20 protein-coding genes and 1 other RNA gene are annotated in these 21,726 nt (G+C 61.4%); 9 read left to right on the top strand and 12 right to left on the bottom strand.

Features of this window, described 5'->3' with window-relative positions:
* Window positions 1-80: 80 nt before the first annotated feature.
* The 3 genes from U1A24_RS21055 to U1A24_RS21045 all read right to left on the bottom strand — a co-directional run bounded on the left by U1A24_RS21055 (window position 81) and on the right by U1A24_RS21045 (window position 5,904).
* Complete coding sequence (locus U1A24_RS21055; protein ID WP_322323947.1) at window positions 81-1,256, bottom strand: aspartate aminotransferase family protein; 1,176 nt, start codon at window positions 1,254-1,256, stop codon at window positions 81-83.
* Window positions 1,257-1,548: 292 nt separating this feature from the next.
* On the bottom strand, window positions 1,549-4,254 hold the full coding sequence (locus tag U1A24_RS21050; protein WP_322323946.1) for a hypothetical protein: 2,706 nt from the start codon (window positions 4,252-4,254) through the stop codon (window positions 1,549-1,551).
* 312 nt (window positions 4,255-4,566) lie between these two features.
* The gene (locus U1A24_RS21045) at window positions 4,567-5,904 is read right to left on the bottom strand and encodes an 8-oxoguanine deaminase (RefSeq protein WP_322323945.1); all 1,338 of its coding nucleotides are present in this window, start codon (window positions 5,902-5,904) and stop codon (window positions 4,567-4,569) included.
* A gap of 242 nt (window positions 5,905-6,146) precedes the next feature.
* Between U1A24_RS21045 and U1A24_RS21040 the strand changes: the two genes are divergently transcribed.
* Window positions 6,147-7,844, top strand: coding sequence for a calcium-binding protein (locus U1A24_RS21040; protein WP_322323944.1), 1,698 nt, complete (start codon window positions 6,147-6,149; stop codon window positions 7,842-7,844).
* A 77-nt stretch (window positions 7,845-7,921) separates the two neighbouring features.
* On the opposite strand, the gene U1A24_RS21035 is transcribed toward U1A24_RS21040, so the two are convergent.
* Together U1A24_RS21035 and U1A24_RS21030 are read right to left on the bottom strand one after the other, a co-directional pair.
* The gene (locus tag U1A24_RS21035) at window positions 7,922-8,722 is read right to left on the bottom strand and encodes an inositol monophosphatase family protein (protein WP_322323943.1); all 801 of its coding nucleotides are present in this window, start codon (window positions 8,720-8,722) and stop codon (window positions 7,922-7,924) included.
* Window positions 8,723-8,875: 153 nt separating this feature from the next.
* A complete protein-coding gene (locus U1A24_RS21030) occupies window positions 8,876-9,235 on the bottom strand; it encodes a helix-turn-helix transcriptional regulator (RefSeq protein WP_322323942.1) in 360 nt (119 codons plus the stop codon).
* Window positions 9,236-9,641: 406 nt separating this feature from the next.
* Here U1A24_RS21030 and U1A24_RS21025 point away from each other — a divergent pair, with 406 nt between their 5' ends.
* Window positions 9,642-10,604 carry an NADPH:quinone oxidoreductase family protein gene (locus U1A24_RS21025; protein WP_322323941.1) on the top strand — a complete coding sequence of 321 codons (963 nt, stop codon included), beginning with the start codon at window positions 9,642-9,644 and terminating at the stop codon, window positions 10,602-10,604.
* Here U1A24_RS21025 and U1A24_RS21020 read toward each other — a convergent pair.
* Entirely contained in the window at window positions 10,601-11,473 is an 873-nt protein-coding gene (locus U1A24_RS21020; protein ID WP_322323940.1) for a LysR family transcriptional regulator, read from the bottom strand. The two genes, U1A24_RS21025 and U1A24_RS21020, sit on opposite strands and share 4 nt — an antisense overlap.
* 134 nt (window positions 11,474-11,607) lie before the next feature.
* On the opposite strand from U1A24_RS21020, the gene U1A24_RS21015 reads away from it, so the two are divergent.
* The 3 genes from U1A24_RS21015 (at window position 11,608) to U1A24_RS21005 (ending at window position 13,134) form a co-directional block, all read left to right on the top strand.
* Window positions 11,608-11,838: a DUF1127 domain-containing protein gene (locus U1A24_RS21015; protein WP_322323939.1), complete on the top strand. Its 231-nt coding sequence runs from the start codon at window positions 11,608-11,610 to the stop codon at window positions 11,836-11,838.
* A 238-nt stretch (window positions 11,839-12,076) separates the two neighbouring features.
* On the top strand, window positions 12,077-12,811 hold the full coding sequence (locus tag U1A24_RS21010; protein WP_322323938.1) for a Bax inhibitor-1/YccA family protein: 735 nt from the start codon (window positions 12,077-12,079) through the stop codon (window positions 12,809-12,811).
* A 116-nt stretch (window positions 12,812-12,927) separates the two neighbouring features.
* Complete coding sequence (locus U1A24_RS21005; RefSeq protein ID WP_322323937.1) at window positions 12,928-13,134, top strand: hypothetical protein; 207 nt, start codon at window positions 12,928-12,930, stop codon at window positions 13,132-13,134.
* 273 nt (window positions 13,135-13,407) lie between these two features.
* Here the strand turns inward: U1A24_RS21005 and rpmG are convergent, their stop codons facing one another.
* From rpmG to gatC, 6 genes are all read right to left on the bottom strand, one after another.
* On the bottom strand, window positions 13,408-13,575 hold the full coding sequence (gene rpmG, locus U1A24_RS21000) for a 50S ribosomal protein L33 (RefSeq protein ID WP_054005708.1): 168 nt from the start codon (window positions 13,573-13,575) through the stop codon (window positions 13,408-13,410).
* Between the two features lie 330 nt (window positions 13,576-13,905).
* An RNA gene (rnpB, locus tag U1A24_RS20995) (RNase P RNA component class A) lies at window positions 13,906-14,338 on the bottom strand.
* Between the two features lie 12 nt (window positions 14,339-14,350).
* On the bottom strand, window positions 14,351-15,025 hold the full coding sequence (locus U1A24_RS20990) for an N-acetylmuramoyl-L-alanine amidase (RefSeq protein WP_416173514.1): 675 nt from the start codon (window positions 15,023-15,025) through the stop codon (window positions 14,351-14,353).
* A gap of 11 nt (window positions 15,026-15,036) precedes the next feature.
* Window positions 15,037-15,810 (bottom strand): hypothetical protein, encoded by a 774-nt coding sequence (locus U1A24_RS20985; protein ID WP_322323936.1) that lies wholly within the window; start codon window positions 15,808-15,810, stop codon window positions 15,037-15,039.
* A gap of 36 nt (window positions 15,811-15,846) precedes the next feature.
* Window positions 15,847-17,343, bottom strand: coding sequence for an Asp-tRNA(Asn)/Glu-tRNA(Gln) amidotransferase subunit GatA (gatA, locus tag U1A24_RS20980; protein ID WP_322323935.1), 1,497 nt, complete (start codon window positions 17,341-17,343; stop codon window positions 15,847-15,849).
* The gene (gene gatC / locus U1A24_RS20975) at window positions 17,340-17,627 is read right to left on the bottom strand and encodes an Asp-tRNA(Asn)/Glu-tRNA(Gln) amidotransferase subunit GatC (RefSeq protein WP_322323934.1); all 288 of its coding nucleotides are present in this window, start codon (window positions 17,625-17,627) and stop codon (window positions 17,340-17,342) included. The genes gatA and gatC overlap by 4 nt, the downstream gene beginning before the upstream one ends.
* Before the next feature lie 209 nt (window positions 17,628-17,836).
* Here gatC and U1A24_RS20970 point away from each other — a divergent pair, with 209 nt between their 5' ends.
* From U1A24_RS20970 to U1A24_RS20955, 4 genes are all read left to right on the top strand, one after another.
* Window positions 17,837-18,805 carry an aminoglycoside phosphotransferase family protein gene (locus U1A24_RS20970; RefSeq protein WP_322323933.1) on the top strand — a complete coding sequence of 323 codons (969 nt, stop codon included), beginning with the start codon at window positions 17,837-17,839 and terminating at the stop codon, window positions 18,803-18,805.
* A gap of 293 nt (window positions 18,806-19,098) precedes the next feature.
* Window positions 19,099-19,989 (top strand): S-methyl-5'-thioadenosine phosphorylase, encoded by an 891-nt coding sequence (locus tag U1A24_RS20965; RefSeq protein WP_322323932.1) that lies wholly within the window; start codon window positions 19,099-19,101, stop codon window positions 19,987-19,989.
* Complete coding sequence (locus U1A24_RS20960; protein ID WP_322323931.1) at window positions 19,977-21,248, top strand: SDR family oxidoreductase; 1,272 nt, start codon at window positions 19,977-19,979, stop codon at window positions 21,246-21,248. The genes U1A24_RS20965 and U1A24_RS20960 overlap by 13 nt, the downstream gene beginning before the upstream one ends.
* Complete coding sequence (locus U1A24_RS20955) at window positions 21,248-21,718, top strand: DUF2269 domain-containing protein (RefSeq protein WP_322323930.1); 471 nt, start codon at window positions 21,248-21,250, stop codon at window positions 21,716-21,718. Before U1A24_RS20960 ends, U1A24_RS20955 begins: the two co-directional genes overlap by 1 nt.
* Window positions 21,719-21,726 lie beyond the last annotated feature (8 nt).

Below are 21,726 nucleotides of genomic sequence, written 5' to 3'. Positions count from 1 at the left end.
CAGAGGATGACCAAAAGGTCAGCCCCATACTCGTCGGGACGCACAATGGGCAGCTTCCGCGCTGGGGTGGATCAGCCGCATTACGCCGCCTCAACCCGAAGGGCTGTGCGATCCAGCCGCGCCAAAGCCTCGGTGATATCGGCCTCGGGAATGTTCAACGCAGGTAGCAACCGCAGCACGTTATCCGCCGCAGGCACGGTCAGCAGATGCTCCGAATACGCCGCCTTCACCACATCAGAGTTCAGCGCCTTGCACTTCAGCCCAAGGATCAAGCCCTGCCCACGCACGGCCTCAAACACCGTCGGGTGCGAGGCCACCAGCCCCTCCAACCCCTGCCGGAACTGCGCCGCCTTGCGCGACACGCGCTCCAAAAACGCGTCTTCGGCGACGATCTCCATCACTTTCGCCCCCACAGCACAGCCCAACGGGTTACCGCCATAGGTCGAGCCATGCGTGCCCGCCACCATGCCGCTGGCGGCATTTTCGGTGGCCAGCACCGCGCCCAACGGAAAGCCGCCGCCGATGCCCTTGGCGACCATCATGATATCCGGTGTCACACCGGCCCATTCATGCGCAAACAGCTTGCCAGTGCGGCCCACGCCACATTGCACCTCGTCGAAAATCAACAACGTGCCGGTCTCATCGCACAGATCGCGCAGCAATTGCAGGAAAGCGTCCGAAGCCACCCGAATGCCGCCCTCGCCCTGCACCGGCTCGATGATCACCGCACAGGTGCGGGTGGTGATTGCGGCGCGAACAGCCGCCTCATCCCCCCATTTCAACTGCGAAAACCCCGGCATCAGCGGGCCAAAACCCTTGACCATCTTCTCTGCCCCTGAAGCTGCAATTGCGGCAGTCGAGCGGCCATGGAACGCGCCCTCAAAAGCAATGATATCGACCCGGTCGGCCATATCATTGTCATAGTGATATTTCCGGGCCATTTTTATCGCCAGTTCGCAGGCTTCCGTGCCGGAATTGGTAAAGAACACCGTGTCGGCAAAGGTCTTGTCCACCAGCAGCGCCGCCAGCTTTTCCTGCTGCGGAATGCGGTAGAGGTTCGAGACGTGCCACAACTGCCCCGCCTGTTCGGTCAAAGCCTGCACCAGCGCCGGATTGGCATGGCCCAAAGAGTTCACCGCAATGCCTGCGCCCAGATCAAGGTATCGGCTGCCATCCTCTGCCGTAAGCCAAGAGCCTTCGCCTTTGACGAAAGCCATCGGCGCGCGGTTATAGGTGGGCAAAACAGCGGTGATCATGGGCAGGGCCTTTCACGGGAAAGCCTAGGCGTAGCCAAGGACATGTGGGAGAGTCAACGAGGGATGCCCCAAACGCAGGGCAAAGCGGATCAGACGTCAGGCTTACAAGCGCTGGCGTCGGGGACGGGCAATAAAGGCGGTCCGGGTGATCATGATCTGGGGATTAGCCGAAACCCGCAGGGCTGTAAATCAAAACCTGTGAAACCATCGCCCGCCACGCAAAAAATACGCTCCGAAAAATGCCACAGGGCCGGGGATCACCCCGGCCCTGTGCTTTGTTGTCTGGCGCGGATCAGACGAACAGAATGTCGCTGCCCGAAAGCAGGAAGTTCGCTCCGGCAAAGCTGCCGGTAAGGTCGATGTGCAAATCGGCCCCCGCAGTGGCATCCAGCCCGATATGCAGCGTGCTGACGCCGCCCGCGCTGGAAACCTGAACCCCGCCGGTCAGAAGCGTGCCGCCATTGCCAGCCCCGACCGACCCGGTGACAGAATAGCCCGACAACCGGATCAGATCCCCCGCACCGAAATCGCTGATCAGATCCTGCCCCGCGTTGTAAAGATCGCTGAAGATGAACAGGTCGGCCCCGCTGCCTCCGGTCAGGGTGTCATCACCCTTGCCGCCGTCAAGGAAGTCAGTGCCGGCCTTGCCGTTCAGCGTATCCGACAGATCAAAGCCGTAGATGTGGTCACTGTAAGCAGTCCCCGCCACGTTCAGATGATCCACCCCGGCTATATCAGCGGTATAGCTGCCATCGGCGGCCTGAAGCCGCGTATAGCCGCTGCCGATATACCACTCGCGCAGGCCCTCCGTTGCCAGCGACGCATCCAGCGTCAGCGTGTCGATACCAAGCCCAAGGTCGACGCTTTCATAGATGCCACGCCCCAAGTTCACCACATCATCGCCGTTGCCGGTAGCAAGCGTATCGCTGCCACTCGCCGCCGCGAGGTTGATCACGTCAGCCCCGGCTCCGGTGGTCAGGCTGATGTTCTCAATCGTGGCCAGCTTGGTGCCGACCCCGATGATGGTGCCAGACCCTGCCGCCGTCAGCGTCAACGTGACCGCCGTGGCTAGGTTGCCGTAATCACCGATATAGGTATCCCGGCCAGCCCCCCCGACAATGCTGTCCAGTCCGCGGTAGCCGTTCAGCACATCATCGCCATTGTTGCCGACCAACGTATCGCCCGAGGCACCCCCGTTCAGCGAGTCATTGCCAAGCCCACCAGTCAAGGCAAACCTTTCCATGTTGATCCAATCCACGCGCGCCGTGCCATCTGCCATTTGGTAACGGTAAAACCCGCTTCCAACATAGACGTTGCTGACGGCACTGGTCGCCGAGGCATAGTTCAGCGTCATAAGATCACTGCCGCTGCCGCCATCCAGTGTATCAAAGCCCAAGCCACCGTTCAGCTTGTCATTGCCGCCCGAGGTCGCGATGTAGTCGTTCAGCGCATAGCCCTCGGTGCTGATCACATCGGCAAAGTTGCCAGTGGTCAGGCTCAGCCGTTCGATTGCACTGACCGAAAGACCAAGGCCCGTCACCTGCGCGGCAGTCTGGCTGGCCGTCGCATCAAACAGGGCAATGCTCTGCGCCGACAGATCGGCCGTCCACAGATCGTTACCTGCACCGCCATCAAAGGTGCCGTCGCCGGTGCCACCGTTCAGCGTGTCATCGCCACCGTTGCCGATCAGCGTGTCGTTCAGCGCACCGCCGGTCAGCGCGTCATCGCCTGCACCACCGCGCAGGTCATAGGTCTCGAAGTAACGGAAATCCAGCCGATCGCCACTTGTCGCCTGATACCGCCACCAATCCGAGCCGACATAGCTCAGGCTGATGCCCTGACGCGGGTCGCTGATCGCGCTCCAGTCCATCACCAACTTGTCAACGGTGCCAACACCACCGTCAGCGCTGTCCACACCGCGTCCGGTTGACACCAGATCGTTGCCGTTGCCGGTCGAGATCACATCGTTATAGATGCCAGCCAGCGCCGTGACTTGATCAGCGCCATTGCCGCCGGTGAACTCGATACGCTCGATCCCGGCAAGCACTGCACCATAGTTGGTGGTCTGCGTTTGCAGGTTGATCTGCGTGGCCGCCGAGCGGGCCGAGGTATCAACCCGCCAGATATCAATGCCGTCACCGCCGCTGACATTGTCGACACCGCCGCCCGAGGCCAACAGATCGTTACCCGCATTGCCGGTCAGCGTGTCGTTCATCTCACCGCCATACAGCACATCGCCGCCCGCGCCACCGATCAGGTCATAGCGCTCGAAACCCTGATAATCCAACCGATCCGTGCCGTTGCCATAGCGATACCAACCGCTGCCGACATAGACATTGCTGATGCCCGCATTCGGATCGGTCATGCCCGACCAATCCATCCGCAACGTATCGACATCATCGCCGCCATGCGCGCTATCGACGCCCCGGCCAAGCGCCACATAGTCGTTGCCAGCAGCAGTCGATACATCATCATTGGCACGATAAGCAGCGGTGTTGATCACATCCGCCCCCGCCCCCGTGTTCAAAGAGATCGCCTCAATGCCACTCAGCGTCACGCCGCTGCCGACCACTGTCGAAACCCCGACGCCCAACAGGTTCAGGCTAACGGCGCTGGCAAAGGTGGAATAATCCGCGACCCAACGGTCCATACCGGTTCCGCCGACGATCGTATCGGCCCCCAGCCCGCCCTCAAAGCGATCATTGCCCGCGTTGCCCACCAGACGGTCAGCCAAAGCGCCGCCGATCAGCAGATCAGAGCCCGCCCCGCCCGTGATATCATAGCGTTCGAAGTTCACAAAATCGACCGTGGTGCGCACGCCATCGGTGTAGCGGTAATAGCCGCTGCCCACATAAGTATAGCCGATATCCCCTCCCAAAGATGAGAAATCCAACACCAGCTTGTCGTTTCCCGCCAGCCCGTCGACCGAATAGGTGCCGGTCGGCGTGACCGTGACGATGTTGTCACCAGTTGTCGTCGGAGTACCGATAATAGCCATGATATCCTCCAGAGTTTGCCCTAACTCTCGTATTCTGATCTCTGAATACGGGGGGAGCCATGATCTGGAACAACACCGAAAACCGGGTTCCATGGTAGGATAAAGGCAGCAATTACACGCTGGGAACCGAATTTTCAGCGCCAGCGCCGGATCAGCCCGCCGCTTTCAATCTGATGGCCAAGATGCGCAATCTCAAGTTGAGCATGTGTATTGGCGCGCAAGCCTAAGCCGCGTCCTTCCCGACACCCAGACCATACCAGCCGACGAATCAGGCTCTGTTTCAGCCTGCGTCAAAACGTCCGGGCACAGGGTTCAGCCCGCCAACCGCCGCGCCAACTGGTTCTGCCGCACGATCACCTGCGGCAGATCAATCGTCGCCATCTGGCCATCCCGCACCACCGCGCGGCCCTCGACGAACAAATCCCGCACCCGAGTCGGCCCGCACAGGATCAAACTCGCCACCGGATCCCAAGACCCCGCGGCCTCTATCCCCGACACATCCCAGATCGCAATATCGGCGCGCTTGCCAACCTCCAGACTGCCGCAATCGCCCCGCCCCAGCACCTTTGCGCCGCCCAAAGTGGCAATCTCCAACGCGTCGCGCGCCGCCATCGCATCCGCCCCGCGCGACACCCTTTGCAGCAACAGCGCCTGCCGCGCCTCCAGAATCAAATTCCCCGCGTCATTGCTCGCCGAGCCATCCACCCCCAGCCCCACCTTCACCCCCGCATCCCGCATCAAACGCACCGGCGCAATCCCCGACCCCAGCCGACAATTCGAACACGGGCAATGCGCCACCCCAGTGCCCGACCTTGCAAACAGATCAATCTCACCCGCGTCCAGCTTGACACAATGCGCGTGCCAAACATCTTCACCCGTCCAGCCCAGATCCTCGGCATATTGCCCCGGACGACAGCCAAATTTCGCCAGCGAATAGGCAATATCTTCATCATTCTCGGCCAGATGGGTGTGCAACATCACGCCCTTGTCGCGTGCCAAAATAGCAGCCTCGCGCATCAGATCGCGGCTGACCGAGAACGGCGAACAGGGCGCAATCCCCACCCGCACCATCGCGCCCTCACCCGCATCATGGAAACGGTCGACCACCCGGATGCAATCCTCAAGGATCGCCGCCTCACGCTCCACCAGACTGTCCGGCGGCAATCCGCCATCCGAAACCCCAATGCTCATCGCCCCGCGCGTCGGATGAAACCGCAGCCCCACCTCGCCCGCCGCCGCAATCGTATCATCCAACCGCGATCCATTCGGGAACAGATAGAGATGGTCCGAAGTCAGCGAACAGCCCGACAGGGCCAACTCGGCCAGCCCGACCTGTGCGCTGACAAACATCTCCTCCGGCCCGAACTTCGCCCAGATCGGATACAGCGTCTGCAACCAGCCAAACAGCAGCGCGTCCTGCCCACCCGACACCGCCCGCGTCAGCGTCTGATACAGATGATGATGGGTGTTGACCAAACCGGGGGTGACCACGCAGCCCGCCGCATTGACCACCGCGCCCGAACTGACCAACCCCTGCCCCACAGCGGCAATCACCCCGCCCCGGATCAGCACATCGCCACCGGTAATTTCAGTCCGCGCGCCATTCATGGTGACAACGGCATCGGCATTTCTGATCAGAATTTCGGACATGGTGCTTCCCTTTGTGCCCAGCCTTCGGTGGATCGGGAACACGGCGCGCGACAGAAGGGGGAAGGACTCGGGCACCAGCGCGGTCAGATTAGCGTGACAACCTGTCACAGGGCAAGAGCGCCCAACTTCCCACCCCATCCGCCCCGATTTGCGCAAGATCACGGCGCGCGCGCCAACGGCATGGCAGCCTTTCAGCGTTCCGGGAACAACTGTTTCCCTCCAGCGTCAGGAAAGAGAACCACATGTCGACCTACACCATTCAAGGCTTCTCGCGGGTCATCAACTATGACTCGGGCCTGTATCAAGACTATGCTGGCACCACGATCCAAGCGGTGCGCCAAGACCCAGATAGCGATTTTCTCTATAGTTATCCGTGGATTGATGAAACCGGCATGGGTCCGAAATTCGCCGAAGTGATCGACCCTTGGTCGCAAAACGCCGGCCTGACCCGCGAAGGCAGCACGCCCCTGGACATGTGCGATGACAGCTTTTGGGCCGAGCGTCAGGTGTTTTCCGTGACCTGGGCCACCGGCAAGACCGCCTATGTCTACGCGATCTTTCAACCGGTCGAGGGCATCGAGCATTACTTCATCATCGGTGGCGACATCCCGACGATCACCTCGCTGGCGACGCTGAACAGCTTTTTGGCTCAGCCGCATGACTATGTGCTGGATGGCCCGTTTGAAGCGGGCAACGCCATTGCCTTGGCAGGCTTTGCCAACACCACGGTCAGCCAGGACGATTGGGTCACGGCGCGGGCAGATGAAGCGCTGCACTGGAATGCCGGGTTGGGCAATGACACCATCACCGGCAATACCGGCAATGATGTGCTGAACGGCGGCGCGGGCAATGATGTCATCACCAGCGGTGGCGGGTCGGATACAATCTGGGGGGCTGCGGGTGACGACAGCCTCACCGGCGGCAGCGGCTATTCCAACCTTCTGGGCGGTGAAGGCAATGACACCCTGATCGGTGTTTCGAGCTTTGGCGAGTTTCTCAGCGGCGGGGCTGGCAATGACTATATCGAAATCACCGATGGCCAGCAGATGGGCGACATCTGGGTCAACCACGGCCACACCAGCGGCGGCTCGGGCGATGACACGATCTACGGCGGGCTTGCGGGCGATGTCGTGCAGGGTGGCAATGGCAATGACATGATCGTCAGCAACGAAGGCGATGACTGGGTGCAGGGCGGTAATGGCAATGACGAGATCTACGGCTATTCCGGCAATGATCGGCTGGACGGCAATGCCAATGCCGACTCGGTGATGGGTGGCACTGGCGATGACGTGATTGATGGCGGAACCGGCATCGACTCGCTTTATGGTGAAGAGGGCAATGACACCCTGCTTGGCGGCGCTGACGCGGACGACGTCTTCGGCGCGCTGGGCGACGACAGCCTTTCCGGCGGCACTGGCAATGACCGGCTTTACGGCGATGCGGGCAATGACATCCTCAACGGCGATACTGGCAACGATCAGGTCTATGGCGGGGTGGGCAACGACCTGTTGCGCGGCAGTGGCGGCAATGACCTGTTGCGCGGCGATGCCGGGGCGGACACCCTTTATGGCGATGCGGGCATCGACACGCTTTGGGGCGGTGCCGGGGCTGACGTCCTGATCGGCGGGATCGGCGCGGATGTCTTCCGCTTTACCACGCTGGCCGACTCGACCGCTGCCGCCAAAGACAAGGTTCTGCTGTTCGAGCTGGGCATTGACGACATCGACCTAGCTACCCTTGACGCCAACCCCGTCCTTGCCGGCAATCAGGCCTTTACCTTCATCGAGACCGACGCCTTCTCGGCGGTGGGTCAGGTCAGAGTATCCATCGTCGGCACCAGCAGCCAGATCGAGGTCAATACGGTCGGCACCAGCGGGGCTGAAATGGTCATCCTGGTGCAGAACGTGATCGGGCTTCTGGCAACAGATTTCCTGCTCTGACCAAAGCTGCAACCGGAAAGGGCGGACCCCACGGTCCGCCCTGTTCCACATGTCCACCAAAAGATTCGCCGAAAGGATTAGCCGTTCAGCAAAGCCAAAGCCTCGGCGTGGATCGCCTTATTCGCCGCCGCCAGCACCTGCCCACCCTCCAGACAGGGCCGCCCCGACCAATCGGTGACAATCCCGCCCGCAGCTTCAATCACCGCAATCGGCGCTTGCACGTCATAGGCCTGCAACCCGGCCTCAATCACCAGATCAATCTGCCCCGCCGCGATCAGGCCGTAAGCGTAGCAATCCATGCCATAGCGCACCAGCTTGGCTTTCGGCGCCACCCGCCGGAACGCCGCACCCTCCTCGGCCGTGCCCACTTCCGGGAACGTGGTGAACAAAATCGCCTCCGACAACGGCCGCGCCGCCCGCGTGCGCAAAACCTTGCGCCCCATCGGGCCATTCACCTCAGCCCGACCCAAGCCGCCCTCAAACCGCTCACCGATATAGGGCTGGTCGATCACGCCATAAATCACGCCATCCGCGTCACGGACCGAGATCAGCACCCCCCAGGTTGGCGTTCCCGACAGATAGCCGCGCGTGCCGTCAATCGGGTCCAACACCCAAGTCAGCCCCGACCTGCCCACAACCGGCGCAAATTCTTCGCCCAGAATGCCGTCATCCGGCCGCGCCCGCGCCAGAATCGCGCGCATGCGTTCTTCCGACAGCCGATCCGCCACCGTCACCGGGTCAAACCGCACACTTTCCTTGTTATCCGCCGTCAGACCATCGCTGCGAAAATGCTGCAAGGTCGCCACACGCGCCGCATCCGCCAGCTCTGCTGCTGTGCGGATGATGTCCTGCGCCTCGATGTCTGAAAATTTCGTCATGTTTCACCCTCAAGGAAGGGCAAACGCCCGCCGCCCGCAATGCCAGCCATTGGCTAAGCAGTTGCGGGCGAGGGGTCAAGCCTTGTCACCGACGTGATTGGGGGCAATTCACGCAGTGGCAACGCGGCTTCACTGGTTACACAGGTTCACTGGTTACGCAGCTTCACTCAACACGCGGGCCAGATCGAACAACCGACGCCGCTGAGCTTCCGGGATCGCGTAATAAGACCGCACCAATTCCAGTGCTTCCTTATCCGCCATCATGTCATGCCCAGCTTGCGTGGCTTGCGCACCCTCGGCCAGACCTTCGAAGAAGAACGCAATCGTCACCCCAAGCGCATCGGCAATATCCCACAGCCGCGAAGCCGAAACCCGGTTCATCCCGGTCTCATACTTCTGGATCTGCTGGAATTTGATACCGACCTTGTCAGCAAGCTGCTGCTGCGTCATGCCAATCATCCAGCGGCGGTGGCGGATGCGTTTGCCGACATGTGCGTCAACGGGGTGCTTCATAACAGTCTCCACTTTCAATGCTACCTTAACACCTTTCTATAAGCAATTTTCGTGCCAAAATTTGCAAACCGAACTTTCTCCTCAGATTTCGCCAAAGCTCTCTAAAAACCTGTCTTTTTGGATATGTCCAATTATACAGGCGGACAAGAAACAGCCGCCAGATGTGGGGCACACCCCCACGCGTTTACGCAGACTCGCAAACTCACCCCTAGCGTGTTCTTCATTTTGCATTGCATTTTGCAATACATCTTGGCGAAAATTCGCATTTTGCTATGATATATCTCTCTGGTATCGTTTCCACGACGTCATTTTCACCGCATCTCTAGGCTCAGATTTCGCGCCAGATTTTTTTTTGGCCTTTGCCTGCCATTTCTGCCACCAAAGGTGCGGAAAACCGGAGACGAAGATGCAGATTTGGCAGGTTACAGCCTTGGACAGCCCCGCAACGCGCATGCAGGCCAGTGTGCCCACACCCCAAACCGGGCAGGCCCGCCTGAAGATCGCGGCCGTCGGGCTGAACTTCGCAGATCTGTTGATGGCGCAAGGCAAGTATCAAGAACGCCCCAACCTGCCGTTCACACCGGGGATGGAATTCGCCGGCATCATCGACGCCCTCGGCCCCGAGACCCCCGACACCCTGCCCCCCGGCACCCGCGTCGCCGGTTTCGCCAGCCACGGCGCATTGGCCGAATATGTCACAGCGCCCGCCGCGACCCTGATCGCGCTGCCTGACAGCATGAGCTTCCAGCAAGCCGCCGCGTTCCAGATCGCCTATGGCACCTCGCATCTTGCCCTCGCCCACAAAGCCCGCCTGCAACCCGGTGAGACTCTGCTGGTGTTTGGCGCTGCCGGAGGCGTCGGCCTGACCGCCGTTGAAATCGGCAAACGCATGGGGGCCACGGTGATCGCCTGCGCCCGTGGCCCGGAAAAGCTGGAAATCGCCCGCGCCGCCGGGGCCGACATCACCATCGACAGCGACACGCCCGATCTGAAAGCCGCCCTGAAGGCGCTCGGTGGCGTCGATGTGGTCTATGATCCGGTCGGCGGCCCTGCCTTCAGCGCCGCGCTTTCAGCCTGCCGCCCCGAGGGCCGTCTGCTGACCATCGGTTTCGCCAGTGGCCAGCTGCCCGACATCCCCGCCAATCACCTGCTGGTGAAAAACCTCAGCGTGATGGGGCTATACTGGGGCGGCTATCTGACCTTCGCGCCGCAGATCCTGACCGACAGCCTGCGCACCCTGCTACAGTGGTTCTCGGAAGGCGGCCTGCGCCCCCATATCAGCCACGAGCTGCCCTTTGCCGATTACCTCAAAGGTCTGGACCTACTGAAAACCCGTCAGGCCACCGGCAAAGTTGTGATCACACTTTAAGCAACCGACCGGATCGCCTTTGCCTGATAAACCTGCCGGATCATCGTGGCCAAGGCCGAGATCGCCTCGGAATGCACCGGATCGGCGACATACATATTGACCTTGATCACCGCCAGATCCGGCAGCGTGCCGCCATGCGCGATGCGTTCGACAAACGGCGGCTCTGATCCCGCCAGCACCGCATGCACCGCCAGATCCGCTGAGACCGAGGCCTCGATCCCGCGCGTATCATCGCTTTCCACCGCCATCTCCCACGGCATCCCCGCCGCGTTCAACGCCGCCTGCACGCCTTGCCGGAAGATGCAGTTATGCGCGAAGGCCAGCCGCAATGGCCGCCCCTTCCACGCCGCACCCTCTGGCGCGCCGACCCAGACCAGCGGTAGTTCCGCCAAAGTCTGCCCGGCAGGATCAACCGATTCCTCGGTGGTCAGGATCACATCACACTCGCCGCGCGCAAACTGCGCTTTCAGCACCCGCGTGAAGGATGAGGTCAGCGAGACCTTCATCTTCGGATATTCCTTGGCAAACCGCCGCAGCACCTGCGGGATCGCCGGATAAACAATATCATGCGGCACCCCCAGCACGATCTCACCCTCGTGCTGATCCTGGGTCAACCGCCCAAACACCTCGTCATTCAGCGACAGCATCCGCCGCGCATAGCCCAGCAACTGCTCACCCGAGGCCGTCAGCCCAACCTGCCGCGCCGAGCGGTCCAGCAGCTGGGTGTCCAGCATTTCTTCCAGCCGCTTGATCTGCATCGACACCGCCGATTGCGTCAGGTTCAAAAACCCCGCCGCGCGGGTGACGCCACCAGCATCCGCGATGGCCACAAAAGACCGCAACGAGGTCATATCCAGATTTCTTGCCATATCACAAATCCTGATGCGAGAAGTCAAAAGCATTCATTTTCATAATGTCACCGATTCGGGCATAAGGATCAAGTGCTGTGATGAAACAAACGACTCACATCACCGATGACGATGAACCCTGAAAGGATACGACCATGTTCGCCTCGCTCCACACCTCCACGCTGGCAGTTGCCCACGTGCAGTCGCGCGGCACTCTCGCGGATCTCAGCAAACGCCTGCGTTTGGCTCTGACCGCCCGCCGCCAGCGCGCCCAACTGGCCCGCCTTGACGATGCCATGCTGGCCGATATCGGCGTCACCCCGCGCGAAGCCGCAACCGAAGCTGCCCGCCCGGCATGGGATGTGCCCAGCAACTGGCTGCGCTAAGCGGTTCGGGATTTCCGAAAAGCAATAGTATCGGACCGCGCGTGCGCGCCAAATCACCGGTAGCGGTTTGCGATTCAATATGAATTTGAACCGCTAAACCCCCAGTTAAACCCTTATTTACGGTTCAAGGATTTCCTGTAGCGGAAATCCTTGAAATAGTAGGGCACAACCCCGATATTGACCCCATCAGGTATAGCAGGGTTCTGCGACCACCTTCAGTCCATAATCGGAGGCTTCCATGGCTGACTATCAGACGATCCGCCCCTCGGGCCAGACCGCCGGCGTTGGCGCGCGGAGCGCACAGATCGACGCAGGGCTGCGCGCCCATATGAATAAAGTTTACGGGCTGATGTCCGTGGGCATGCTGCTGACCGGCGGTGTTGCTTGGGCCGTCGGCACCAATGATGCGATGGTTCAGGCCATCTTCGCGACGCCGTTGAAATGGGTGGTGATGTTCGCACCGCTGATCATGGTCTTCGCGTTCAGCGCGCTGATCAACCGTCTGTCGGTCGCCGCCGCACAACTGTTCTTCTACGTCTACGCGGCCGCAATGGGCCTGTCGCTGTCGTTCATCTTCGCGGTCTACACCGACACCTCGATCGCCCAGACCTTCCTTGTCACCGCCATCGCTTTCGCGGGTCTCAGCCTCTACGGCTATACCACCAAGAAAGACCTGTCGGGCATGGGCACGTTCCTGATGATGGGCCTGATCGGTCTTATCGTCGCCTCGATCGTGAACATCTTCCTCGCCTCTTCGGCGATGGCTTTCGCAATCTCGGTGATCGGCGTGCTGATCTTCGCAGGCCTGACCGCCTATGACACCCAGTCGATCAAGAACACCTACCTGCAACACGCAGAAATGGGTGATCAGGAATGGCTGGGCAAAGCCGCGATCATGGGTGCGTTGAACCTGTATCTCGACTTCATCAACATGTTCATGTTCTTGCTGCAATTCCTCGGCAACCGCGAATAAGCAACAGCGCTGAACCTGATCTTTCAAACCCTGCCAGCCCCGCGCTGGCAGGGTTTTTCTTTTGTGCGGAACCCCGCGCCAACCGAGGCGTTGTCTTGCCACAGGAGGAGCGGATCATGACAAAACTTGACCAGACCAAACAGGCCGCCGACACCAAGTTCAACGTGCAGGCCGAGGCGCAAAAGCACAAGATGGATGCGGCGGCCACCAAACACGCCAACAAGATCCCCGGCAACACCGAGCCGAACGCCGGTGGCCAGAACCGCGAGGCCGGCGACCGCAAGGCCCGGCAGAATGACCGCGCCACCAATGGCGGTGAATGATTTCAAAACATCAGGGCCGGGTGCATCCCCGGCCCTTTGCTTTGCCGGAAACTGCCTAAAATTTATCTAAAATTTTGCGTTTCTCTTCTTGCGTTGCTCTTTTGGAAATACTCGCGGGGGAGGCGCTCTTCGCGCCGGGGGAGGCAGCCCCCTTTTTGGGAGCTGCGCAGGCGGCGGCCGTCCCCTATCTGGCCTGCAACAATCCGATCATCCAAAACGAAAAACCGCGCCCAAAGGGCGCGGCACTTCCGATTGAACGAAAGCCTGAAGATCTTACTTGATCTTGCCTTCTTTGTATTCAACATGCTGACGCTTGACGGGGTCATACTTGTTGACCGTCATCTTTTCGGTCATGGTCCGAGCATTCTTCTTGGTCACATAGAAGTGCCCGGTGCCAGCCGTCGAGTTCAGACGGATCTTGATCGTCGCCGGTTTGGCCATAGTCGTCTCTCCTGCATCAAGGCAACACCGTTGCCCTGCGAAATCTCTTGAAGCCTGCCTTTTACGGATCACCGGGGCAGAGTCAACAGCCAAACCGCAAGTTCTGCGATCTATGGGTGATCTAATTGCGCGCGTGCCGCGCAAGTCTCTTGAGCGCTTGCGCGCGGTGGGTGCTTGGGGCGACTGGACCGCAGGATTTCGGTTACAGGAGGTGCCAAAAGCCTTGGATTTTGAGTATTTGCAAAAGAGCAACTCACAGCCGCTGCGCATTTCAAGCTGCGAGATGCTTTCGCAAATAGCAGAGGTCTGCGGTATCGCTGCGGTCGAAAATTGCGCGGATGGCCTATAAGCCGGATTTTGTCCAAGAGCTTGCGCTCTCTGGATGACCATTCCTCTGCCACCCGTGTTACCACGGGCAGTCAAGCTGCCAACCCGGACCTCTGGGCTGAAGATCCCTGTGGTGGTCTCCGCTATCGCCGCCAGCTTGCGCCTTTGTCAGTCGCGGACCTTACCACGCGAGGCCCCTATTCGGCATTGCTCCGGGTGGGGCTTGCCATACCGTTCTTGTTACCAAGACCGTGGTGGGCTCTTACCCCACCGTTTCACCATCACCATGGAACCGTTCAACTTGCGCCGAACACCATGGCAGTCTTTTCTCTGTGGCGCTTTCCCTGGGGTTACCCCCGCCGGGCGTTACCCGGCACCCTTCCTTCATGGAGTCCGGACTTTCCTCGGGTTTCCCCGCGGTCATCCAGCCATCCGCGCGAGGTGGGACTTATGCTTGCGCAGAGGCGACGTCAACCGCGAAGCGCTGCGCCAGATCGCAAGCAAGCCCCGCATCGACCCGGTCAAGCGGCCCAAACGCCCAAGGCCGAAACCGCAGCCGGAACGCCGCCAGCAGGTCTGCCTCGGGCGCCTCCGGGTAGCCAAAGCGCCGCAGGGCAGGCAGGAACGCAGCTGCATCAGCCTCGGCAGCCGCGGGCCACACTGCCAGCCCCTGCAACGCCAGCCTGCGCCAGTCAAACCGTGCGCCGGGATCACCCTTGCGCGCCGGGGCCATATCCGAATGCGCAATCACCCGGTGCGCAGGAATGGCCCAACGCTGCATGATGCCGCTGAGTAAATCCTCCAGCGCTGCGATCTGCGGCTCGGCAAACGGTTGCCGCCCGGTATTGGCCAACTCGATGCCAATCGAGGCCGAGTTCACATCCGTAACCCCCGCCCAAGCCCCCGCGCCCGCATGCCACGCCCGCGCGACCTCTGGCACCAAGGCCTCAACCTCGCCCGCTTCCGAGATCAACCAATGCGCCGAAACCTCAAACGCCGGATCGCACAGCCGTGCGCGCGCCTCGGCGCAGCTGGCCATAGCGGTGTAATGGATCACGATGAGGGATGGCAAAACGCCGCCCCGCCGGTCGCCATAGTTGGGCGAGGGCCAAGGCGGCGTGATCGCAGTCAAGCTCAATTCTGAACGGCAGCCCGGAACGGCGTCGGATCCCACGCACAGGCATAGCCGTCGCCATCCGGGTCGAGACCCTTGCGATCCCGGTCCGGCCCGCCTGCCGCCAGAAACGCCTCTTGTGCCAGATCTGGCGAGGGGAATTTCGCGCAGGCCGCGTTATAGCTGTTCAGCCGCAGGCTGGAACGCTTGTACATCTGCGTGCCTTTGGGGTGATTGGCCGAGATCGCATATTGCACGATATTCGGCGCATCCCCTCCCGAACGCTGCGGCAGCGCCGTCGGCTGATCGACCTGATATTGCGCGCGGTTACGTTCGATCCGGGCCTTGTCGCTTTCGATGGTTTCGCGCGCGCTCACGGCCTCAAAGTCCTGCTCATCCGAGACCCCGGCATTGGCCGCCGAGCCGGGAATATTCGCCATTTCCGATGTGGTTTCCACAATCCCCGCAGGCGCGTTGCCGCGCGGCCGATTCGCCCCGCCAATCACCGCGCCCTGGGGTTGCCCGTAGGGCTGGGCATAGGGCGAGCCTTGCGCCTGCGCACTTAGCGGCACATTGGTCGGCGTCAGCGCAGTATCAGTGTTCTTGCCCTCGGCCTTGTCAATCGCCGCCAGCGCGCCGCCCGGCGTAAAACCAGCAGGCGGCGTCGAGGCGGCCGGAGGCGTTACGTTGAAGTCCGTATAATCCTGAAACCCCACACCTGCACCCGAATCGGGCACCGAGGTTCCACACGCGGCCAACCCAAAGGCGGCCAAAATCATCACAGCGCTACGCATCGTCTCTGCCTCGGCGGTTCATTCTGATATTGGCGCTTACCACCATTTATCCGGCTTGGCCACAAAGCCTGCAGCCCGCTCCAAAACATAAGCGTGATTGAGCAATCCGGCCTCATCCCAAGGTCGCCCCAGCAGTTGCAGCCCCATCGGCAGCCCCTTGCTGTCCAGCCCCATCGGCACCGCCACCCCCGGCAATCCGGCCAAGTTTGCGGTCACGGTGAACACATCGTTCAGATACACCTCAACCGGGGTCGCCTTGTCCATCTCTCCCAGCCCAAAGGCCGAGGTCGGTGTCGCAGGTGCCAGGATCGCCTCGATCCCCGCCGCAAACGCCTGCTCAAAGTCGCGCTTGATCAGCGCCCGCACCTTGCGTGCCCGGTTGTAATAGGCGTCATAGAACCCCGCCGACAGCACATAGGTGCCGACCATGATCCGCCGCTGCGTCTCTGGCCCAAAGCCCTCGGCCCGGGTTTTCTCATACATCTCGGTGATGCCATCGCCCGCAGCCAGTGCCGCCCGATGCCCATACCGCACCCCGTCATAGCGCGCGAGGTTGCTCGACGCCTCCGCAGGCGCGATCACATAATACGCAGGCAACGCATATTTCGCATGCGGCAGCGAGATATCAACAATCTCGGCCCCCGCATCGCGCAGCATATCCCGCCCCTGCGCCCACAACGCGTCAATCTCCGCCGGAATGCCCTCAATCCGGTACTCGCGCGGAATACCGATCTTCTTGCCGCGAATATCCCCGGTCAAAGCCGCTTCAAAATCCGGCACCGCCATATTGGCAGAGGTCGAATCCTTCGGGTCATGCCCCGCCATCGCCTGCAAGAAAATCGCCGCATCGCGTACCGATTTCGTCATCGGCCCCGCCTGATCCAGAGACGACGCATACGCCACGATCCCCCAGCGGCTCACCCGGCCATAGGTCGGCTTGATCCCGGTCGTGCCGGTGAACGCCGCAGGCTGCCGGATCGACCCGCCGGTATCCGTCCCGGTCGCAGCCAAACACAAATCCGCCGCCACCGCCGCCGCCGATCCGCCCGAAGACCCACCGGGAGTGCGCAGCACATCATCGACCTTCCACGGGTTCACCGCAGGGCCATAACAGCTGCTCTCGGTCGACGAACCCATCGCAAACTCGTCCATGTTCAGCTTGCCGAGCATCACCGCCCCGGCGCCAAACAGCTTCTCAGTCACCGTCGATTCGTACTCCGGCACAAACCCCTTCAGGATGTTCGACCCGGCCTGCGACGCCACCCCCTTGGTGCAGAACACATCCTTGATCCCCAACGGAATCCCGCACATGTCCGGCGCATCGCCCGCCGCAATCCGCAGATCCGCCGCCCGCGCCTGCTCCAGCGCCATCTCCGGCGTCTTATGCACAAAGACGTTCAACGCATCGCCCGCGTCCATTGCCGTGAGGCACGCCATCGTCAGATCAACCGCCGAAATCTCGCCGTTGCGCAACGCATCCCGCGCCGCCGCAATGGTCCAGGTGTTCGCCCCACCCGACATAGACGCGCTCATTCCACCACCTTCGGCACTGCAAAAAACCCTTCCCGCGCGTCCGGCGCATTGGCCAGAACCGCCGCCTGCTGATTGCCATCCGTCACCACATCCGCCCGCCGCGCCAGCCGCATCGGCGTCACCGACACCATCGGCTCGATGCCCGAAACATCGACCTCATTCAGCTGCTCCATGAACCCAAGGATGCCAGACAACTGCTCGGCGAGCTTCGGCAAAGCCGCTTCCTCCACCCGGATACGCGCCAGCTTGGCCACCTTGCGCGCGGTGTCGATGTCGATGGACATGGGGTCTCTCCGCAATTTGATTGCGCGACGTTTACCCGCCAAGCCCCGATGCCGCAAGTAGGGTGGACGTCCCCCATCAGACAACCCATCGCACCCAACCCATACCAGCCAACAAACGGATTACCGCTTGCGAGCGCAGCATAATTCACCCACGCTCGCACAAGGCAGTCCCGCAAATCACGCCTGTAACCCGTTGGAATTTGGTAAGTATGCTCGATGCCGCCTATAGCGTAAAAGCCGCACACCGGGCTTTGCGCGTGTTTTTGCCAGAAGAAGAATTCGCACTGGCCTCCCTCAAAGACCCCACAAAGCTTTATGATACATGGGTATTTCGCTGCAAACTGCGCGGCAAGAACACCACTTTCGTCTGCAAACTCAGCACACCAGACGCGCAAGGCCGTGCAAAAATATCGAACCAGTATGATCGGCTCAAATCAACCCATGCCAATCTGAAAAACCCTCTCCTGACGACACCACAAGCCTTGGCCTTTGTGGAAAATGAATGCGCCCTGATCATGGAGCATGTGAAGGGTGACTCGCTTCAACACCTGCTGCCACAATTTTCAGATATCAGCGAGGCCAGCCCCTATCTCAGACAGGCAGGCCGCTGGATTTCCAGTTTCCAACAGTCCACGATGAAATCTGCCGCATTCGATGCCAAGCCGCACATGAACTGGCTGATGAAAAAGCTCGAACGGCACCAAGAAAAGTCGATCGTCATTCCTGACTACGATGCGTTCATGGTTCACTTTCACCAACTTGAGCAACGCGCCGCTGAAGCTCAAGCACGGCCATCCCTGCGCTGCGTGACGCACCGAGACTTCCACCTCGGCAACTTGATTTTTGGCCGCAAAGGTTTGGTCTATGGCATCGATTTTGAAAACAAGAAGGAGGATGACGCGCTTCGCGACGTCGTCTCATTTCTGTTCGATTTCATGATGAAATGGCGTGGAAATGCCCCCGGAATTGCAGGTTTCCAAACCGCCGCTGCGGGTTTTTGGGAGGGATACGCCGACCACTCAACCGCACCTACGGTGCTGGAGTTTTTTCAGAAGTTCTCAGCCCTGAACGGATGGTCTGGCTTGGAGGCGCGCAAGCTTGCAGATCAAAACAAGCAACAAAGGTTGGAGAGTTTGAAACAATTGGCGGAAACTGCCCTCCTCGACATTGCACGCTGATGTGTCAGTCAATCGGGCCGGTCCCGCCGCAAGATGAGTATCCACCGCACCGCCCAGCAATTTGCTCTTTCTAAAATACTCCCGCGCGGAGCACTCCCCAGCCACCCCACACGATTTTCAAACTTATGCAGCGTTGCACCCCCGATCTTAACCCCGCATTAACCATACCCCCCACCCCCCTAAAATTCCCCCATAAAAACAATGGTCCCGAGTTGGGACCGCCCCGAAATCCCGCTTCCCCTGCCCGCAATCCGCCCCTAAACTCCCTGCGAACACCAAGCCCGGAGCCCGCAATGACCCCCAAGCCCCCCGCCCCCATGATCGGCGTCATCGGCGGCTCTGGCGTCTATCAGATCGACGGCCTCGAAGGCGCATCCTGGGTCAAAGTTCCCACCCCCTGGGGCAAACCCTCGGATGAAATCCTGTTGGGTCGCCTCAACGGCACCCCGATGGCCTTCCTGCCCCGCCACGGCCGCGGCCACGTCCACTCCCCCACATCCGTGCCCTACCGCGCCAATATCGACGCCCTGAAGCGCCTCGGCTGCACCGATATCCTCGCGGTTTCAGCGGTGGGAAGCCTCCGCCCCGATTACCACCCCGGCGATTTCGTGCTGGTCGACCAATACATCGACCGCACCTTTGCCCGCGAGAAGAGCTTCTTCGGGCAAGGCTGCGTCGGCCATGTCTCCCTCGCCCACCCCACCTGTCCCCGCCTCGGCCAAGCATGCCTGCAAGCCGCCCGCGAAGCCGGGATCAAGACCCACGAAACCGCCACCTACCTCGCGATGGAAGGTCCGCAATTCTCGACCCTCGCGGAATCCCGCCTCTACCGCAGCTGGGGCGCCGATGTGATTGGCATGACCGGGATGCCCGAAGCCAAACTCGCCCGCGAAGCCGAGCTTTGCTACGCCTCGCTCGCCATGATCACCGATTTCGATTGCTGGCACCAAGACCACGGCGCGGTCGACGTGGCCGCGGTGATCCAGACCCTGACCGCCAACGCCCACGCCGCCCGCAATCTTGTCACCAACCTGCCCGCGCTGCTGCCCGATCACCCGACCTGCCCGCACGGCTGTGACCGCGCCCTGACCTACGCGCTGATGACCGCGCCCGACAAACGCGACCCAGACCTGCTTGCCAAACTCGACGCCGTGGCGGGGCGCGTGCTGAAATGCCCGAACTGAAAATGAAAGTGCTGGTGCTGGGGGCCGACGGTTTTATCGGCCGCCACATCGCCTTTCATCTGCGCGAAAACGGCATCCAAGTCACCGCCCAAGCCCGCAACCCCAGCAAACTGGCCCGCATGGGCTTTGCCACCCTGCACGCCGATTTCAACAACCGCGCCACCCATGCCCCCGCCTTCTGGCAGCCGCATCTTGATGCCAACACCCATATCATCAACGCCGCTGGCCTGCTGACCGGGACCACCCGCGCCTTTCAAGCCGTGCATGTCACAGCCCCCGCAGCCGCCTATGCCGCCCGCCACCCCGGCACGCAGGCCCTGCTGATCTCGGCCATCGGCATCGAGGCCGACACGCCGTTTTCGCACTGGCGGCGCGAGGGCGAAGCCACCGCCCGTGCCGCCGAGGCCACCATTCTGCGCGCGGGCCTTGTGCTGGCCGACACCTCTTACGGCGGCTCCTCCTTGATCCGCGCCCTCGCCGCCCTGCCCTTCGTCACCCCGGTGATCGGCACGGGCGAGCAATCCTTCAACCCGATCCACGCCAGCGACCTTGCCGCCGTGGCCCTGCACTGCCTGCAATCGCCCCCCGGACCCGGCACGTGGCAGATCGGCGGGCCGCAGACTGTCAGCCAAACCGGCATGCTGCGCGCCACGCAAAGCTGGCTCGGCCTGCCACACCGCCCGCTTTGGCACATCCCGCTGCCCCTTGCCCACCGCTTGGGTCAAATCGGCGACGCGCTGCACATCGGCCCGATTTCCGCCACTTCGGTCGCGCAACTGGAACAGGGCGTTCTGGCCGATCCCGCGCCGCTGCTGGCGAAACTCCAGCACCACCCCCGCCCTTTCAGCCAATTCCTGCAAACCCGCCCGGCGGGCACGCAAGACTTGTGGCAGGCGCGGCTTTATCTGCTGAAACCGCTGATCCGCCTGACCCTCGCCGCCCTCTGGCTCACCTCGGCAGCCCTCGGCCTGCTGCTACCGCCCGAGACATACCTCGCCCAGATCGCCCTGCCCCCAACGCTCGCGCTGATCCTCGCCAAAGCCGGAGGCCTTGCCGACGCCGCCCTCGGTATTGCCTTGCTGCGCAACTGGCGACCCAAAACCACCGCGATTCTGCAAATCATGATGGTGCTGGGCTACACCCTTGGCCTGACGCTGATTGCCCCGGCGCTCTGGCTTGACCCATTCGGCGGCCTGCTGAAAAACCTGCCTATCCTCGCCCTGCTGCTGGCCCATCTTGCCCTGACCGAGGAGCGCTGATGGACGCGTATCTGACTGCCCGCTGGCTGCATATCCTGTCCTCGACCGTGCTGTTCGGCACCGGCATGGGCACTGCGTTTCAGATGGTCTGGGCGATGCGGACGGGCCGCGTGGAAACCATCCACTCGGTTGCATCCGGCGTGGTGATCGCCGACTGGATCTTCACCACCCCCGCCGGGATCATCCAACCCCTCACCGGCCTCTGGTTGATCTACCTTGCGGGCTATTCGTTGATTGAGCCGTGGCTTCTGGCCACCTACGCCCTCTATATCTTCGCCTTCCTGTGCTGGGCCCCGGTTGTCGTCCTGCAACTCAAAATCCGCGACCTCGCTGCCGAGGCTCTTGCCGCAGGCACGCCCTTGCCACCACAAGCCCGGAAACTCTACCGCATCTGGTTCGCCTTGGGCTGGCCCGCTTTTGCAGCCCTTGTCGGGGTGTTCTGGCTGATGGTAAACAAACCCGACTTCTGAAAGGCCCG

It is taken from the genome of Cypionkella sp. (assembly GCF_034376685.1).
Classification (GTDB): Bacteria; Pseudomonadota; Alphaproteobacteria; order Rhodobacterales; family Rhodobacteraceae; genus Cypionkella.
This window is presented reverse-complemented; position numbering and strand designations above follow the sequence as displayed.